This is a genomic window from Erythrobacter sp. RANMB8, assembly GCF_056848235.1.
The window spans coordinates 14,091-30,668 of record NZ_JBREHG010000005.1; the positions used below are offsets into that span (position 1 = coordinate 14,091).

A 16,578-nucleotide genomic window follows, 5' to 3' on the forward strand; every position below is an offset into this window, starting at 1 on the left:
AGGGCAGACGGCCCTTCCACAGGTCTGCTTTCTCCAAGCCCGGCCCCGCATCAAGGGGCACCGCCTGACAACGGCGGCACTGACCATCCGGCCACACCTGACTTTCGGAAATACGATTCATGCATCTGAAGGACCTCAAGCGAAAGACCCCGGCCGAACTGGTCGCGATGGCGGAAGAACTGGGCGTCGAAGGCGCCTCGACCATGCGCCGGCAGGATCTGCTGTTCTCGATCCTGCGCGAACTCGCCGAGGATGAGGAATACGAAGAAAAGATCATGGGCATCGGCACCATCGAGGTGCTGCAGGACGGTTTCGGCTTCCTGCGCTCGCCCGAAGCGAATTACCTTGCCGGGCCGGACGATATCTATGTCTCGCCCAACCAGGTCCGCCGCTGGGGCCTGCGCACGGGTGACACGGTCGAAGGCGAGATCCGCGCCCCTCGCGATGGCGAGCGCTATTTCGCGCTCACCAGCCTCGCCAAGGTCAACTTCGACGATCCCGATGCGGTGCGCCTGCGCACCAATTTCGACAACCTGACGCCGCTCTATCCTGACCAGAAGCTGACGCTCGACACGCTCGATCCGACGGTGAAGGACAAGAGCGCGCGTGTGATCGATATCATCGCGCCGCAGGGCAAGGGCCAGCGCGCCCTGATCGTCGCGCCGCCGCGCACCGGCAAGACCGTGCTGCTCCAGAACATCGCCAAGGCGATCACCGACAATCACCCCGAGGTGTTCCTGATCGTCCTCCTGGTCGACGAACGCCCCGAGGAAGTCACCGACATGCAGCGTTCGGTGAAGGGCGAGGTGATCTCCTCGACCTTCGATGAACCTGCCAACCGCCACGTGCAGGTTGCCGAAATGGTGATCGAAAAGGCCAAGCGTCTGGTCGAGCACAAGCATGACGTGGTGATCCTGCTCGATTCGATCACGCGTCTGGGCCGCGCCTACAACACTGTGGTGCCCTCTTCGGGCAAGGTGCTGACCGGCGGTGTCGATGCCAACGCGCTCCAGCGGCCCAAGCGGTTCTTCGGCGCGGCGCGCAACATCGAGGAAGGCGGCAGCCTCTCGATCATCGCCACCGCGCTGATCGACACCGGTAGCCGCATGGACGAAGTGATCTTCGAAGAGTTCAAGGGCACCGGCAACTCGGAAATCGTGCTCGACCGCAAGGTGTCCGACAAGCGCATCTTCCCCGCGCTGGATGTCGGCAAGTCCGGCACCCGCAAGGAAGAACTGCTGGTGCAGAAGGACAACCTCAGCAAGATGTGGGTGCTGCGCCGCATCCTGATGCAGATGGGCACCGTAGATGCGATGGAATTCCTGCTCGACAAGATGAAGGATTCCAAGACCAACGAGGACTTCTTTGCTACGATGAACCAGTAAGACCTGCCGGGGGGCGGGCGTTTCGGACGGGAAAAGACAGGTCGGATCAGTGCTTAGCCAGTATCTCTATATCAGCACCGCGCCGACTCTCCCGCGCGAGGAGGTGGACGCCATCCTCGCCACCAGCGCCCGCAACAATCCCGCCCGCGGGATCACCGGCCTGCTGCTTTTCAACGGCCGCAATTTCCTCCAGCTGCTCGAAGGCGAGGATGCCGAGGTTGCGGCGCTGATGGACACCATCACCGCCGATCCGCGCCACGCCGGCGTCTCGGTGCTCGACCGGCGCGGCATCGAACAGCGCGCTTGCCCTGACTGGGCGATGAAGCGGGTGATGATCGCCGAAAGCATCGCCAGCCGCCGCGAAATGCTGGATCGCGACCTGCCCGAAGGGCTCGACCCCGAAGTGCGCAAGATGATCGTGAACTTCGCGGTGCTGAACTAGGGCGCCCCGGGGTTTGGATCTGGTCACCATCGCCATCGCGGTTTCCCGCGTTGAAGCGGTGGTTCTTGCCGGAATGCTCGAAGGTTATGGTATCCGGGTGCATATCGGCGCCGATGCTCACGGTTCGACCGAGTATAATGCGCTGGCGCTGGGCGGCTACCGCCTGTGGATCGCCGAGGCAGATTGGGCTGCGGCCTCTGACATACTGCGTCAGTCGGCTGCGGGCGCAACGGACACGATCAGCACAGGCCCACGGCGCGCCATCTTCCGGTTCTGGGCGGCGGTGCTGGCGGCGCAGGCCGTGTTTGTCCTGCCAGCGCTTGCGGTGCTGGGCACGCTTGCGATCGAGCTGTTGCTGGTTCCGCTTGCGTTGCTGGTCGTGCCGGTCAATCCGCAGGGGCGCACGGATTACTACCTCGCGCCGCCAGTGACGGAATAGCGCCTATCCTTTGGCCGCCTGAAGCTGCGCCGCCATCATCTCCCAGACCTTGTTAATCGCCTTCAAGGGCCTCACCATCACCTTGAAATCGCTGATTGTTCCATCTTTGTTCCAACGAATGATATCGACCCCGTTGATCGCGATGCCGTCCAGCTCGGTGACGAATTCGAGCATCATCTCGTCTCCGTCCACCAGCTCGCGGACATAGTGGAATTTGTCGTTGCCCAGCACATGGCTGGCGGCGACGAGATAGGCCATGACGATGGCTTTGCCTTGCTGGGGCGTGTGCACCACCGGCGAATGGAACACCGCATCATCGGCGAGCAGGTCCGACAGGAGGGCAGGATCGCTCCCGCCCTCCATATAGGCGTGCCAGCGGGCGAGATTGGCGTTGGGCGTCTTCGGGCTCATCCCAGGTGCTCGGCGAAGAAGGCGGCGGTGCGGCTGTCGGCGAGGGTGGCAGCTTCCTCGTTGCGGCGCTTGCCGTGCTCGGTTGCGAAGCCGTGGTCGAGCCCTTCGTAATCGAACAGCGTCACCTTGGGGTGATCATCCAGCCCGGCGTGCATCGCGGCCTGTGTTTCACGTGGAACAAAACCGTCGGCCGTGGGGATGTGCAGCAGCAGCGGATTGGCGATCGCGTCCTTCTCGCCCAGCAGACCGTCGATCCCGACCCCGTAATAGCCGACGCTGGCATCGATGCTGGTGCGCGCCGCCGCCATGAAAGCGAGCCGCCCGCCGAGGCAATAGCCGACGCAGCCGACCTTGCCGGTGCCTTCGTGCTCGCGCAGCCAGTCGATCGCGGCCTGGATGTCGCGGATCCCGGCGTCCTGATTGAACTTGCCCATCCAGTCGAGCGCCCGGGTGAACTCCGCCTCGACATCGGGATCGAGCGAAATGCCCGGTTCAAGCCGCCAGAACAGATCGGGCGCCAGCGCGACATAGCCCGCCGCGGCGAGTTTTTCGCACTTCTGGCGGATGCCGGGGTTCACCCCGAAAATCTCCTGAATGACGATGATGGCACCGCGCGGGGTGCTGTCGGGGCGGGCGATATAGGCGCCGAAGCTGGCATCGCCTTCGAGGGTGGGGATCGTGGCATTGAGGGTCATGCGGGGTCTCTCTCTTGCAGGGTTTCGGGTTGCCGCCGGGTCTATCGCTTGCCTTGGCCGCCTGCCAAGCGCAAATGAGAGAGGGAGGAGAAACCGCTCATGAAGATCACCATCGAAGTCGATTGCACCCCGGAAGAGGCGCGCAGCTTCCTCGGCCTGCCCGATGTCAGCGCCGCCAATTCGGTCTATGTCGACAGCATTACCAAGGCCATGAAGGGCGTGTCGAACCCCGCGCAGATGGCCGAATATGCGCAGGCACTGGCGCCGATGGGGCAGGTGGGGCTGAAGCTGTTTCAGAGCTTCGTCGAAGGCGGGTTGAAGGCGGCCTCCGGCTCCAAACCTTCCGAATAGCATCGCGATGCAGACCGCCCCGACGATCTTCGCGCTTTCGAGCGGCGCGCCGCCCGCCGGTGTGGGGGTGATCCGTGTCTCCGGCGCGCAGGCGGGTGCAGCCTTGCTGGCATTGGCGGGCAGGGTGCCGCCGCCGCGCAGGGCTTCGCTGGCACGGCTGCGCGACAGTGATGGTGCGCTGCTGGACGAGGCGCTGGTGCTGTGGTTCCCCGGACCGAATACGGCGACGGGCGAGGATCTGGCCGAATTCCACTGTCACGGCGGGCGCGCGGTGATCGCGGCGGTGGAGGCGGCGCTCGCAGCGCTCCCCGATACCCGCCGTGCCGAGCCGGGCGAGTTCACCCGCCGCGCCTTCGCCAATGGCCGGATCGATCTGGCCGAGGCGGAAGGGCTGGGGGATCTGCTCGCCGCCGAGACCGAGCTGCAACGCGCCGCCGCGCTTGCCAATGCGGGCGGGGCGCTGTCACGGCAGGTCGAGGGTTGGCGCGAGCGTGTGCTCGGCCTGTCCGCGGAAGTCGAAGGCGTGCTCGATTTCTCGGACGAGGAAGACTCCGCCGATCTGCCCGAATGTTTCACGTGGAACATTGCTGCGCTTGCTGCGGAGATCGGCGATTGGCTCGCCCGCCCGCGTTCGGAGCGGTTGGGCGAGGGCTTCCGCGTCGTGCTCGCCGGGCCGCCCAATGCGGGCAAATCCACCCTGTTCAACGCGCTGGTCGAGAGCGAGGCCGCGATCACCTCGCCGCTGGCGGGCACCACCCGCGATGTGATCGAGCGGTCTGTGGCGGTGGCCGGGGTGCCCTTCACCTTTGTCGATACGGCAGGGCTAAGGCAAGTCGAGGGCGGGGCAAAGGCGGACCAGATCGAGGCTATCGGCATCGACCGCGCCCGGGGCGAGTTGGCACGCGCCGATTGCGTCTTGTGGCTTGGCCCCGAAGGTGAGGGGCCGGCCGGCGCATGGGAGATCGCCGCGCAGGCTGATCGCGATGGCTTCCGGCCCAAGGCTTCGGCGGGCTTCACGGTCTCGGCGGCCACGGGTGAGGGTGTGGCGGCGCTCAAGGAAGCACTGCTGGACAGGGCGCGCGATGCGCTCCCCAAACCGGGTGAGGCTGCGCTCAACGCCCGCCAGCATGCGCGTCTGTCCGAAGCGGCAGAGGCGCTGGAGGCGGCACGCAACCTGACCGATCCGTTGCTGGTCGCCGAGGAACTCCGTCGCGCACGCCTGGCCTTCGACCGGTTGATCGGCCGCGCAACAACCGAGGACATGCTCGATACCCTGTTCGGACGGTTCTGCATCGGGAAGTGATCCGGCGATTTGGCGCAAAATGTTTCACGTGAAACATTGACCCCCATTTTCGCCAAAAATGTTTCACGTGAAACATTGCCCGCCAATTCTGCCCCAAATGTTTCACGTGAAACATTGGCTGCCAATTTGACGCAAACTGGCTCCGGTTGAGGCGAGGTGTCTGATGCAGCCACCAGCTTTGTGCGCCCGCCGACCACCACAATCCGCTTTGACGACTCCCTCGCAGGGGCCTATTTGCGGGCCATGCACCAGTTCGATGTTCTCGTTATCGGCGGCGGTCACGCCGGGGTTGAGGCTGCCTGCGCGGCGGCCCGCATGGGTGCGCGCACCGCGCTGGTGAGTTTCGATTGCGATGCCATCGGCGCGATGAGCTGCAATCCAGCCATTGGCGGGCTGGGCAAGGGTCACCTGGTCCGCGAAGTCGATGCGCTCGACGGGGTGATCGGACGGGCGGCGGATGCTGGCGCGATCCATTACCGGATGCTCAACCGCTCCAAGGGCAGCGCCGTATGGGGCCCGCGGGTGCAGGCCGACCGGGTGCGGTTCAAGGCGGCGGTGCAGGCGCTGGTCCGCGCCCAAGCCAATCTCACGCTGGTGCAGGGCGAGGCTGCGGCGCTGGTGCTGACAGGCGGGGTGGTCTCCGGTCTGGAACTGGCCGACGGCACAATGTTTCACGTGAAACATATCGTGCTGTGCACCGGCACCTTCCTCGGCGGGGTGCTGTTCCGCGGCGAGGAGCGGTTTGAAGGCGGTCGCATCGGAGAGAACGCGGCCAAGCGGCTCGCGCAGCAGCTTCGCGCAGCCGATTTGCCCATGGCCCGCCTCAAGACCGGCACGCCCCCGCGGCTCGACGGGCGGACCATCAACTGGGCCGCGCTCGAAGAGCAGCCTTCCGACGGCGAGGGCTGGACCATGTCCCCGCTGACGCCTGCGCGCATCAACCCGCAGGTGTTCTGCGCGATCACCCGCACCACGCAGGCCGGGCATGATGCGATCCGCGCCAACCTCCACCGCTCGCCGCTGTTCTCCGGCGCAATTGCGGCGGCGGGGCCGCGCTACTGCCCCTCGATCGAGGACAAGATCCACCGCTTCGGCGATCGCGAGGGGCATCAGGTGTTCCTTGAGCCAGAGGGGCTCGACACGCATATCGTCTATCCCAATGGCATCAGCACCTCGCTGCCGGTGGATGTTCAGGAGACCGTGGTGCGCACCATGCCGGGGTGCGAGCAGGTGGCGATCGTGCAGCCGGGCTATGCGGTGGAATATGACCATATCGACCCGCGGGCGCTGACGCCGGACTTGCAGGTGCGGGCGATCCCCGGTCTCTATTGTGCCGGGCAGATCAACGGAACCACCGGCTACGAGGAGGCCGCCGCGCAGGGGTTGGTCGCGGGGCTGGAGGCTGCCGCGGCGGCTTTGGGCAAGGCCGCGCCGCAGCTTGACCGGGCGAACAGCTACATCGCGGTGATGGTCGATGACCTGACCTTGCAGGGCGTGTCCGAACCTTACCGGATGCTCACCGCCCGCGCCGAATACCGCCTGCGCCTGCGCGCCAACAATGCCGCGACGCGTCTGACCGGGCTGGGGATCGCGGCCGGGTGTGTCGGAGCCGAGCGCCGCGCATGGTGGGAACGGCGCGAAAATGTGCGGGCAATGTTTCACGTGAAACATTCGCAGAAGCTCCACGCCCGCGAACTCGCCGACCTCGGCCTGCCGGTGCGACGCGATCACGGGGAGAAGTCGCTGGCCGAATGGCTGCGCTATGACGGGGTCACCCCCGAAGCGCTCGCGCCCTGGCTGGGGGAGGTGACCGCACTGGATCCGCTGCTGGCCGAAGAGATGGCAGAGGATGCCGCCTATGCCCCCTATCTCGCCCGGCAGGACGCCGAATTGCGCGATCTGCGGGCGAGTGAGGCTTTGCCTCTGCCGGCCGATTTCCCCTATGCCGAGGTGCCCGGCCTCTCGAACGAGATGGTCGAGCGGCTCTCCGCCGCTGCACCCGGAACGCTGGCAGCCGCAGGGCGTGTGCCGGGGGTGACGCCCGCCGCGCTCTCGGCCCTGCTGGTGCACGCCCGCCGTCTTGCCAGCGGGCAGCGCGCGGCATGATCGTCACCGAAGAGGAAGCCCGCGCCTATGTCGCCGGGCTGACCGATGCCGAAGGCATGGCGCGGCTGGACCGCTTCGCCGCGCTGGTGCTGGAGGAGAACCAGCGCCAGAACCTGATCGCCAAACCCACCGAACCGCATATCTGGCAGCGCCACATAGCCGATTCGGCGCAGCTGCTCGAAAATGTTTCACGTGAAACATTGGGCGCCAATGCGGGCGGGCCCTGGCTCGATCTGGGGAGCGGGCCGGGCTTTCCCGGTCTGGTGATCGCTGCGCTGTGCCCCAATATGCCGGTGGTGCTGGTCGAATCGCGGGCGCGGCGGGTGGAGTTTCTCGAAAGCGCCATTGCCGCGCTCGGCCTTGCGAAATGCCGGGTCGAAGGGCAGCGGCTGGAGCGGGTCACACCCTTCGCAGCCCGCGCCATTTCGGCACGGGCCTTTGCGCCGCTGGACAAACTCCTGACGTTGTCCGCACCCTTCTCCACAAGGCAGACCGCCTATGTGTTGCCCAAGGGGCGCTCTGCGGCGCAGGAACTTGAATCGATGAAGCCTTCGATTCGGGCAATGTTTCACGTGAAACATTCCTTGACCGATCCCGAGGCCGGGATCATCGTGAAGGCCTGACACGCGAAAACGGTGCGGATTCAGCCTGAATCGGCGCGCGGGAAGGACGGGACCACCATGCTGACCATCGCGATTGCCAACCAGAAGGGCGGGGTGGGCAAAACCACCACCGCGATCAACATTGCCACCGCCATGGCAGCGACGGGTTGGCGCACGCTGCTGATCGACCTCGATCCGCAGGGCAATGCCTCGACCGGGCTGGGTGTCCATTCCTCGGCCCGCGAGGTTTCGAGTTATGATCTGCTGGTCGACGAGGTGACGCTCGATTCCGCCATCGTGCCGACCGCGATCCCGCGGCTCGAGATTGTGCCCGCTACGGTCGATCTCTCTGGCGCCGAGGTCGAGCTGGTGGCCGTGGAGGGCCGCACGCACCGCCTGCAAAAGGCGCTGGCAGGCCACACCGGCCACGATATCTGCTTCATCGATTGCCCGCCCTCGCTCGGCCTGTTGACGCTCAACGCGCTGTGCGCCGCCGATACGCTGCTGGTGCCGTTGCAGTGCGAATTCTTCGCGCTGGAAGGGTTGAGCCAGCTGCTCCAGACGGTGGATCAGGTGCAGCAGCGGTTCAATCCGGCGCTCGGCATCATCGGCGTGGCGCTGACCATGTTCGATCGCCGCAACCGCCTGACCGATCAGGTGTCCGACGATGTGCGCGACTGCCTCGGCAAGCTGGTGTTCGATACGGTGATCCCGCGCAATGTGCGCCTGTCCGAAGCGCCGAGCCATGGCTTGCCCGCGCTGATCTATGACCAGCATTGCACCGGCAGCCGCGCCTATATGGCGCTGGCCCGCGAATTGATCGGACGATTTCCCGCAGAAAGACAAGCCGCATGAGCGATGATGTGACCCAACCCCTTGATAATTCTGCCGCTTTGCGTGGATCGGCGGACAAGCCGCGGCGTCTGGGCAAGGGGCTTGGGGCGCTGCTGGGCGAGACCCGCCGGGAAGAGCCGCTGGTGCGTCGCGAGGAGCCGGTCGAAGCGCCGATGCCCGGGTCTTCGCCGCTGCGGATGTTGCCGCTCGCCTCGATCCGGCCGCTGCCCGGCAACCCCCGCAAGCATTTCGACGAAACCGCGCTGGCCGAGCTTGCCGCCTCGATAGCATCGCGCGGGGTGATCCAGCCGATCATCGTCCGCCCGCATCCCGAGGGCGAGGGTTATCAGCTGGTTGCCGGTGAACGCCGGTGGCGGGCGGCGCAGAAGGCGCGGATTCACGAGATTCCGGCGCTGGTGCGCGATCTGTCAGACCGCGAGGTGATGGCGCTGGCGCTGATCGAGAACCTGCAGCGCGAGGATCTCAGCCCGGTCGAGGAAGCGCGGGCCTATCACCGCCTCTCCGAACACGAAGGCATGATTCAGGTCGATATCGCCAAGCTGGTCGACAAGTCGCGCAGCCATGTCGCCAACATGATGCGGCTGATGACGCTGCCCGACCGCGTGCTCGACCTGATCGAGGAAGACAAGCTGACCATCGGCCATGTCCGCCCGCTGATCGGGCGCGACGATGCGCTGCATCTGGCGGAAATCGCGGTGCAGGAAGGGCTTTCGGTGCGCGATATCGAAACGCTCACCCGCAAGGCTTCGCGCAAGCCGGGCGAGCCGGCGCAGCCTCAGCTGATTCCGGCCGAGAATGCCGATATTCTGGCCGTGCAACAGCACCTTGAGGAATTCCTCGGCCTTGGCGTGAAGATCAAGCCCGAGGCCGATCCGCGCAAAGGCACGATCACGATCCGCTACACCACGCTCGATCAGCTCGATCTGGTCTGCCAGCGCCTTACCGGCGGCGAAATCTGACACGAAAAAAGGGAGCCGCGCAGCCCGCGGCTCCCTTGATTTTTTCGTTGCAAAGACGGGGGTTTAACGCCCGGTCTTGATCATCTTGGCCGAAGGAATCTCGCGCACGGCGCCCGGCACGGTGTAGCGTTCCTCGCGCACGGTTTCGCGCACCACGACCTGCTGCTGCACTTCGGTGCGCACCGGCACCAGCACCGTCTGCTGCGGCGCATAGGCATAGCCATAGCTGTAACCACCGGCGGGATAGCCGTGGCCATAGGCGGGGTAGGCGATATGGCCGCCCGGCGCGCCATATTGCGAAAGGTAGCCATCCAGCGCGGCTTCGCAGTCGTAGCGGTTCTTCTTCTTGCCGCCACCGATCAGGCTGCCGAGCAGCCCGCCGATCAGGCCGCCACCGCCGGCGCCCAGCACCGAACCCAGCACGCGGTCGCCTGCGCCGGCGATCTCGTAACCGGCAACCCCGCCGGCAATCGCGCCGAGCAGTCCGCCGATGATCAGGCCGGTGTCGTCATTGTTGCGCCCCCTGGTGCGGCGGCGGCATTCCTCGATCCACTGGTCGCGCTCGAACACCACCGGCGCGGCATAGGCGGGCGCATAGACCGGCGCATGGGGCATCGGGGCATAGGTGTGCTGCATCGGGGTCCACTGCGGGTGATGCGCGCGCGGGGCTGCGGGAAGATCGATCCGGCGGGTGCGGGTGATCGTCTCCACCCCGTCGACCACAGTGCGGGTCTCGTTCACCTGCGCCATTGCCGGAGCCGTGCGATATTCCACCGGCAGGCTGCGCACTTCGGCCTCGCTCATCGGGGTCAGCGGCGGCAGATCGCTGTAATTCTGGGCATTTGCCAGCGATGCAAAGCCGATCGCGGGCAGGGCAATGCCGATAGCGGTAAAGGTGCGAAGCGGCAGGCGCATGGTAAAACCCCCTTCTCGCCGCAAGCTGCGGCCTATGGTTAGCAAAGGGTTTACCACCGACTAACCCCGCTGCCCAAGCGATGCTGTGGCAAGTGTCCCGTTTCGGGCCGGTCGGGCGGGGAAGCGGCTCAGATCCGGTCGGAAAGCAGCGCGGCGAGCGCCTCGATCCCGTCCGCATCGGACCGGGTGAAGCGCGCGGGCGAGGGGCTGTCTAGGTCGATCACCGCGATCACCGCTCCATCGCGAATCACCGGCACCACCAGTTCCGACTGGCTCGCCGCGTCGCAGGCGATGTGGCCGGGGAAGGCGTGCACGTCCTCGACCAGCTGGGTCTGCCCGCTGGCCGCCGCCGCGCCGCACACGCCCTTGCCAAAGGGGATGCGGATGCAGGCCGGACGCCCCACGAAGGGCCCCAGCACCAGTTCGTTGGCGAGGCCGCTCTTGGACTGCCCCACGCGGTAGAACCCAGCCCAGTTGAGATCGGGCAGAAATTCCCAGATCAGCGCCGCGACATTGGCCATGTTGGCCACCGCATCGGGTTCGCCCGCTGTCAGCGCGTCGGCTGCCCCCGACAACTCGCGGTAAAGCTCGGCCACATCCTGACCTGCTGCGGGCTTGAAATCATACACGGTGCGGGGGCCTTTCGTCGCTTGCCGCCTGTGCGGCCGGGCTCTATCTGCTGCCACATGGCCATTTTACGCAAAATCGCAATCGCTCTCGGGATCATTCTTGTGCTGGGAGGAGGCGCGGTGTGGTTCCTGACCCGCGGCGATACCGCCGAGCTTTCGGTCGAGGAGGTCACCGGCACCGATCCGGTGCTGCGCGAAGGCGATGCGCAGACGGTGCCCACAGTCCAGATTGCCGAGCCGGTGGGCTGGGCTGCGGGCGAGGCGCCCGAAGCGGCCGAGGGCCTCGAAGTGGTCCGTTTTGCCGAGGGGCTGGATCATCCGCGCACGCTTTATGCCCTCCCCAATGGCGATATCCTCGTCTCGCTCACCCGCGCGCCGAAGCAGGAAGGTGGCGAGGGCGGGATCATGGCTGCAATCACCGGCTGGGTGGCCGACAAGCTGCTGACCAAGGCGGGCGCGACCGGCGAATCCGCCAACCAGATCGTGCTGCTGCGTGACGAGGACGGCAACGGCACCGCCGAAAAGCGGATCGTGCTGCTGGAAGACGGGCTCGATTCGCCCTCCGGTCTCAGCTGGAAGGACGGCACTCTGTTTGTCGCCAACCACAATGCGGTGCTCGCCTTCCCCTATGCGCTGGGCAGCGACAAGGTTTCGGGCGAGGCGCGCAAGATCATGGACCTGCCCGGCGGCGGCGGCCACTGGATGCGCAACCTCGAACTCTCGCCCGATGGCAACCAGCTCTATGTTGCGGTCGGATCGGTCAGCAATATCGGCGAACAGGGAATGAAGGCCGAAGAAGGCCGGGCGATGATCTGGGAATATGATCTCGTCGCCAAAAGCCAGCGGCAATATGCGGCGGGCCTGCGCAATCCCAACGGGCTCGATTTCAGCCCCTGGACCGGCGAACTGTGGACCACGGTGAACGAGCGCGACATGCTCGGCAGCGATCTGGTGCCCGATTACCTCACCAATGTGCCGGTGGGCGCGCAGTATGGCTGGCCGTGGGTCTATTACAAAACCAACCGTGACCGGCGCGTGGAAGCGCCGATGCCGCGCTTCCTGATGGAATATGTGAGGAAGCCCGAATATGCGCTGGGCCCGCACGTCGCGGCGCTGGGGCTGGTGTTCACCACCGAAGGCCACATGATGGGCGAAAGCTTCGCCAGCGGTGCCTTTATCGCCCGCCACGGTTCGTGGAACCGCAAGCCGCCTTCGGGCTATGATGTGGTGTTCGTCGATTTCGACGACCGCGGCAATCCGGTGGGCAAGCCGGTGCCGGTGCTGACCGGCTTCCTCAAGGCCGATGGCACCACGCGCGGGCGTCCCACCTGGGTCGAATGGGCAGCTGACGGATCGCTGCTGGTGTCGGACGATACTGCGGGGATCATCTGGCGCGTGCGCTCGCCCTCGGCCAAGCCTGCCGCGGCGATTGCGCGCCTGCAAGGCGAACGCCTGCCCGCTCGCGAATTGAAAGACCCGCGTGCGGCTTTCGAGGAAGATTACCTGCGCCAGCAGGCGGGGCAGAAGAAGTAGTTCCCGGCCGCCTGTCGGCGGGGCGGGCGGTCCGAAACCTAAAGCGCTTTCCCCGCCCGTCCGGCGATCTCTGTGGCGAATTGCAGCGCGGTGCGGCCCGAACGGTTGCCGCGCTGGATCGCGAAGGCCATCGCCTCCTCCGCCTCGAAGCCAAGGCCGAGCGGCGCGAGGTAGCTGCTGACAATCGCGAGGTAGGTGTCCTTGTCTGCCGGGTGGAAGCCCAGCGTCAGCCCGAAGCGGTCGGCCAGCGCCAGCGCATCGTCACGCTCGTCACGTTCGTGGATCGCGCCCGAGGTATCCTCGCGCTCGGTGATGGTGCGGCGGTTGGCGGTGACGACGAGGCGGATATGCGCGGGGCGCGGGGCGATGCCGCCGTCGAGCAGGCTGCGTAAGCTGAGCATCTCGGCCCGCCCGTCCGCGCCGAAGCCGAGATCGTCGATGAACAGCAGGAAGGCGCGGGGCTGCTGCGCGAGTGCGGCGATCAGCGCGGGAAAGCTCGGCAGGGTGCCGGGAGCGAGCTGCACCAGCGCGAGTGACTGCGGCGCATCGCGCTGCACATCAGCCACGCAGGCGCGCACCAGTGCCGACTTGCCCATCCCGCGCGCACCCCACAGCAGCACGTCATGCGCCGCAGCGCCGCTCGCCAAACGGGCGCAATTGTTGCGCAGCGCGACTTTCTGCGCGGCGATTCCGTGCAGACCATCCAGCGGCAGCGCGGCGAGCACCGGCACAGGGCGTGCGTGCGTCCCCTCCCACAGATAGGCGGGGTGGGCGCGCCAGTCTGCGGGCGGGGGCGGCGGGGGTGCCAGCCGTTCGAGCGCGGCGGCGATCCGGTCCAGCGCGTCCCCCGCCTCCATCTCAGCCCACCAGCGCTGCGGCGGGGAGGGCGTAGAGCAGATCGGCCCCGGCGACTGCGCCAGCCTTCAGGCCTGCGGCTTCGGGCACGATCCGGTCGAGGAAGAACCGCACCGTAACCGGTTTGGTCGCCGCGAGTTCGGGCGCGGCCCCTGCGGCCACCGCCTCGGCCTGCTTCGTCAGCTGCCACCCAGCGACGCACACTGCCGCCATGGTGCAGAACGGCACACTGCCGGCGAGGCGATCATCGAGGCTGGCATCATCGCGCATCCAGCGCGCCACGTTGGCGCAATCGCGGGCGAGGGCCGACAGGGCGAATTCCGCCGCGGTTTCGCGGGCGATGGTCTCGAACAGCGCCACCAGCGCCTCGCCGCCCTCCAGCCCCAGCTTGCGGGTGACAAGGTCGGCGGCCTGAATGCCGTTGGTGCCTTCGTAGATCGGCGCGATGCGCGAATCGCGCCAGTGCTGCGCCGCGCCGGTTTCCTCGACAAAGCCCATGCCGCCGTGGATCTGGATGCCGAGGCCCGCGACTTCGACGCCGATATCGGTGCCCCAGGCCTTGATCAGCGGCACCACGATTTCGGCGCGGGCGCGGGCGGCTTCATCGCCCAGATTGCCGCGATCGACCTGCCCCGCGCAGTAGTAGAGAAGCGCCCGCGCGCCTTCGGTCAGCGCCTTCATCCGCAGGATCATGCGGCGCACGTCGGGATGTTCGATGATCGCCACCGGGGTCTTGTCGGGCGAACCGGCGCGGGCGGACTGCACCCGGTCACGCGCATAGGCGAGCGCTTGCTGCGTCGCCCGCTCGCCGATCTGCACGCCCTGATTGCCGACATTGATGCGGGCATTGTTCATCATCGTGAACATCGCGGCGAGGCCCTTGTTGGGCTGGCCGACCAGTTCGCCGATGCATTCGCCATTGTCGCCGTAGGACATGACGCAGGTGGGCGAGGCGTTGATCCCCAGCTTGTGTTCGAGGCTGACGCAGCGAAGATCGTTCTTCGCACCCAGGCTGCCGTCGGCGTTCACATGATACTTGGGCACCACGAAGAGGCTGATCCCGCGCGAACCTTCGGGCGCACCGGGGAGGCGGGCGAGGACGAGGTGGATGATGTTCTTCGCCAGATCATGCTCGCCCCAGGTGATGTAGATCTTCTGGCCGGTGATCCGGTATTTGCCCGCGTGTTCGCCGCTCTCGATGGGTTCGGCGGTGCTGCGCAGGGCACCCACATCGCTGCCCGCGGCGGGTTCGGTGAGGTTCATCGTCCCCGACCACTCGCCGCTCACCAGCCTCGGCAAATACATCGCCTGCTGGCCGGGCGAGCCGTGGTGCTCCAGCGCCTCGATCGCGCCCACGCTCAGCATCGGCAGCAGGGTGAAGGCCATGTTCGCCGCACCGAGGTTTTCCAGCACGTTGCAGGCGAGGGTGAAGGGCAGGCCCTGCCCGCCATGGGCGAGCGGGGAGGCGATGGCGTTCCAGCCCTGCTCGACATAGGCGTGATAGGCGGCCTCGAAGCCTTCGGGCAGGCGCACGACGCCGTTTTCCAGCTTCGCGCCTTCAAGATCGCCCTTGCGGTTCAATGGCGCAAATTCCCCCGCCGCGAACTGGCCCACGCCTGCTACAATCGCCTCGACCAGATCGGGCTCGGCATGGGCGAAACGTTCGGTTGCGGCGAGTTCGTCGATCCCGGCATTGACGCGGATGGCGAGCAACTGGTCGGCGGTCGGCGGGGTAAAGGGGGTCACTTCGGGGGCGTCCTTGCGTCTGGAAAGGGCCTGCGCGCTTGGCAGGGCGGGCAAACGAATATAGCGCCGCTGCATGAGCGGCAAGAACGTTACGGAAGTGGTGCTGGCGGACGCCGAAGGGATCGCGAAAGCGGCGCGTTGCCTCGAATCGGGCGGGTTGGTGGCGGTGCCGACCGAGACGGTTTACGGCCTCGCGGCGCGGGCGGATTCGCCGGAAGCGGTGGCGCGGATCTATGCCGCCAAGGGCCGACCGGATTTCAACCCGCTGATCGTGCATGTGCGGGGGGTGGAGCAGGCGGCGCGCTATGCCGATCTGTCCCCGCAGGCGCTGGCGCTGGCCGCCACACACTGGCCCGGCCCGCTGACGCTGGTGGTGCCGCGCCGTGCCGATGCCGGGCTGGCCCCGGCGGTGACCGCAGGCCTGCCGACCGTTGCGCTGCGGGCTCCTGCCCATCCGGTGATGCAGGCGCTGCTGGAGGCGACCGGCTTCCCGCTCGCCGCGCCTTCGGCCAACCGCAGCGGCTTCATCAGCCCCACTTGCGCCGATCATGTGCTGGCCTCGCTCGACGGGCGGATCGACATGGTGCTCGATGGCGGGCCGACCACGGCGGGGGTGGAATCGACCATCGTCGCGGTGCGCGCTGACGGGAGCGTGGAGGAACTGCGCCCCGGGCCGCTTGCAATCGGGGTTCAGGGTGAAGGCAAGACGCCGGAGGCACGCTTGGAGGCTCCGGGCCAGCTCGCCAGCCACTATGCGCCGGGCAAGCCGGTGCGGCTCAATGCACTTACGGCCGAAGAGGACGAGTTCCTGATCGGCTTCGGAGCGGTGGCGGGTGATGTCACGCTGTCAGCCAGCGGTGATCTCGCCGAAGCCGCCGCACGGCTTTACGCAGCCCTGCACGAAGCCGCCCGCGCCCCGCAGCCGCGCATCGCGGTCGCCCCGGTGCCCGATGAAGGCGTGGGGCGAGCGATCAACGACCGGCTGCGGCGGGCTGCGGCTTAGCGCCGGTCAGGTTCCACCGGCACGCCCGGCATCAGCGCCCGCATCTCCGCCCTGATCGCCTGCGCCTTCTCGCAATCCTCGTCGTCCCCGTCGGCGCAGCGGTCCATTGCCTTGCGGTAATCGCGATCGAGCTCGCCGAGGCGCGCCTCGCGCTTGCGGATCTCCCGCCCGCGCTTTTCGTCGGCTTCGGACTGGCTGGTGGTGGCGACATCCACGCCCTTGCTCACTGCGCGCACCGGCAGGGTCACCACATCGGCCGCAGCCCGCGCCAGACAGCCCTGCAAGGCGAGGGAGGCGAGGATCAGTGCGGCAAGGGCGGGGGTGCGCATCGCGGGCCAGTGTCACCCGC

Annotated in this window: 18 protein-coding genes; 11 read left to right on the forward strand and 7 right to left on the reverse strand. The window is 66.8% G+C overall.

Annotation, left to right across the window (positions count from 1 at the left end; translation table 11 throughout):
- Window positions 1-119 precede the first annotated feature (119 nt).
- Genes rho through ACU0AG_RS08735 form a run of 3 tightly spaced genes read left to right on the forward strand, consistent with a single transcriptional unit; the run spans window position 120 to window position 2,266 of the window.
- Complete coding sequence (gene rho / locus ACU0AG_RS08725; protein ID WP_017663775.1) at window positions 120-1,385, forward strand: transcription termination factor Rho; 1,266 nt, start codon at window positions 120-122, stop codon at window positions 1,383-1,385.
- A 49-nt stretch (window positions 1,386-1,434) separates the two neighbouring features.
- Window positions 1,435-1,827: a BLUF domain-containing protein gene (locus tag ACU0AG_RS08730; RefSeq protein WP_482781886.1), complete on the forward strand. Its 393-nt coding sequence runs from the start codon at window positions 1,435-1,437 to the stop codon at window positions 1,825-1,827.
- Between the two features lie 13 nt (window positions 1,828-1,840).
- Complete coding sequence (locus tag ACU0AG_RS08735) at window positions 1,841-2,266, forward strand: hypothetical protein (RefSeq protein WP_482781887.1); 426 nt, start codon at window positions 1,841-1,843, stop codon at window positions 2,264-2,266.
- A 3-nt stretch (window positions 2,267-2,269) separates the two neighbouring features.
- Here the strand turns inward: ACU0AG_RS08735 and ACU0AG_RS08740 are convergent, their stop codons facing one another.
- Both ACU0AG_RS08740 and ACU0AG_RS08745 read right to left on the reverse strand, forming a co-directional pair.
- A complete protein-coding gene (locus ACU0AG_RS08740) occupies window positions 2,270-2,677 on the reverse strand; it encodes a nuclear transport factor 2 family protein (protein WP_482781888.1) in 408 nt (135 codons plus the stop codon).
- Entirely contained in the window at window positions 2,674-3,372 is a 699-nt protein-coding gene (locus tag ACU0AG_RS08745; RefSeq protein ID WP_482781889.1) for a dienelactone hydrolase family protein, read from the reverse strand. Before ACU0AG_RS08745 ends, ACU0AG_RS08740 begins: the two co-directional genes overlap by 4 nt.
- Before the next feature lie 99 nt (window positions 3,373-3,471).
- Between ACU0AG_RS08745 and ACU0AG_RS08750 the strand changes: the two genes are divergently transcribed.
- The 6 genes from ACU0AG_RS08750 to ACU0AG_RS08775 all read left to right on the forward strand — a co-directional run bounded on the left by ACU0AG_RS08750 (window position 3,472) and on the right by ACU0AG_RS08775 (window position 9,548).
- Window positions 3,472-3,723, forward strand: coding sequence for a DUF6489 family protein (locus ACU0AG_RS08750; protein ID WP_482781890.1), 252 nt, complete (start codon window positions 3,472-3,474; stop codon window positions 3,721-3,723).
- Between the two features lie 7 nt (window positions 3,724-3,730).
- Window positions 3,731-5,026 (forward strand): tRNA uridine-5-carboxymethylaminomethyl(34) synthesis GTPase MnmE, encoded by a 1,296-nt coding sequence (mnmE, locus tag ACU0AG_RS08755; protein WP_482781891.1) that lies wholly within the window; start codon window positions 3,731-3,733, stop codon window positions 5,024-5,026.
- 243 nt (window positions 5,027-5,269) lie between these two features.
- On the forward strand, window positions 5,270-7,132 hold the full coding sequence (gene mnmG, locus ACU0AG_RS08760) for a tRNA uridine-5-carboxymethylaminomethyl(34) synthesis enzyme MnmG (protein WP_482781892.1): 1,863 nt from the start codon (window positions 5,270-5,272) through the stop codon (window positions 7,130-7,132).
- Window positions 7,129-7,755, forward strand: coding sequence for a 16S rRNA (guanine(527)-N(7))-methyltransferase RsmG (rsmG, locus tag ACU0AG_RS08765; protein ID WP_482781893.1), 627 nt, complete (start codon window positions 7,129-7,131; stop codon window positions 7,753-7,755). The genes mnmG and rsmG overlap by 4 nt, the downstream gene beginning before the upstream one ends.
- Window positions 7,756-7,812: 57 nt before the next feature.
- Window positions 7,813-8,589 (forward strand): ParA family protein, encoded by a 777-nt coding sequence (locus tag ACU0AG_RS08770; RefSeq protein ID WP_482781894.1) that lies wholly within the window; start codon window positions 7,813-7,815, stop codon window positions 8,587-8,589.
- Window positions 8,586-9,548, forward strand: coding sequence for a ParB/RepB/Spo0J family partition protein (locus ACU0AG_RS08775; protein ID WP_482781895.1), 963 nt, complete (start codon window positions 8,586-8,588; stop codon window positions 9,546-9,548). Before ACU0AG_RS08770 ends, ACU0AG_RS08775 begins: the two co-directional genes overlap by 4 nt.
- 63 nt (window positions 9,549-9,611) lie before the next feature.
- Here the strand turns inward: ACU0AG_RS08775 and ACU0AG_RS08780 are convergent, their stop codons facing one another.
- Both ACU0AG_RS08780 and ACU0AG_RS08785 read right to left on the reverse strand, forming a co-directional pair.
- Window positions 9,612-10,463, reverse strand: coding sequence for a hypothetical protein (locus ACU0AG_RS08780; protein ID WP_482781896.1), 852 nt, complete (start codon window positions 10,461-10,463; stop codon window positions 9,612-9,614).
- 128 nt (window positions 10,464-10,591) lie between these two features.
- Complete coding sequence (locus tag ACU0AG_RS08785; protein ID WP_482781897.1) at window positions 10,592-11,092, reverse strand: GAF domain-containing protein; 501 nt, start codon at window positions 11,090-11,092, stop codon at window positions 10,592-10,594.
- 57 nt (window positions 11,093-11,149) lie between these two features.
- Between ACU0AG_RS08785 and ACU0AG_RS08790 the strand changes: the two genes are divergently transcribed.
- Window positions 11,150-12,625, forward strand: coding sequence for a PQQ-dependent sugar dehydrogenase (locus ACU0AG_RS08790; RefSeq protein ID WP_482781898.1), 1,476 nt, complete (start codon window positions 11,150-11,152; stop codon window positions 12,623-12,625).
- Between the two features lie 38 nt (window positions 12,626-12,663).
- Here ACU0AG_RS08790 and ACU0AG_RS08795 read toward each other — a convergent pair whose 3' ends face one another.
- Both ACU0AG_RS08795 and ACU0AG_RS08800 read right to left on the reverse strand, forming a co-directional pair.
- Entirely contained in the window at window positions 12,664-13,482 is an 819-nt protein-coding gene (locus ACU0AG_RS08795; protein ID WP_482781899.1) for a DUF815 domain-containing protein, read from the reverse strand.
- A 1-nt stretch (window position 13,483) separates the two neighbouring features.
- Window positions 13,484-15,226 (reverse strand): acyl-CoA dehydrogenase family protein, encoded by a 1,743-nt coding sequence (locus ACU0AG_RS08800; protein WP_482781900.1) that lies wholly within the window; start codon window positions 15,224-15,226, stop codon window positions 13,484-13,486.
- A gap of 73 nt (window positions 15,227-15,299) precedes the next feature.
- Here ACU0AG_RS08800 and ACU0AG_RS08805 point away from each other — a divergent pair, with 73 nt between their 5' ends.
- Complete coding sequence (locus tag ACU0AG_RS08805) at window positions 15,300-16,229, forward strand: L-threonylcarbamoyladenylate synthase (protein WP_482781901.1); 930 nt, start codon at window positions 15,300-15,302, stop codon at window positions 16,227-16,229.
- On the opposite strand, the gene ACU0AG_RS08810 is transcribed toward ACU0AG_RS08805, so the two are convergent.
- The gene (locus tag ACU0AG_RS08810) at window positions 16,226-16,558 is read right to left on the reverse strand and encodes a hypothetical protein (RefSeq protein ID WP_482781902.1); all 333 of its coding nucleotides are present in this window, start codon (window positions 16,556-16,558) and stop codon (window positions 16,226-16,228) included. The genes ACU0AG_RS08805 and ACU0AG_RS08810 overlap by 4 nt on opposite strands.
- Window positions 16,559-16,578: the final 20 nt, after the last annotated feature.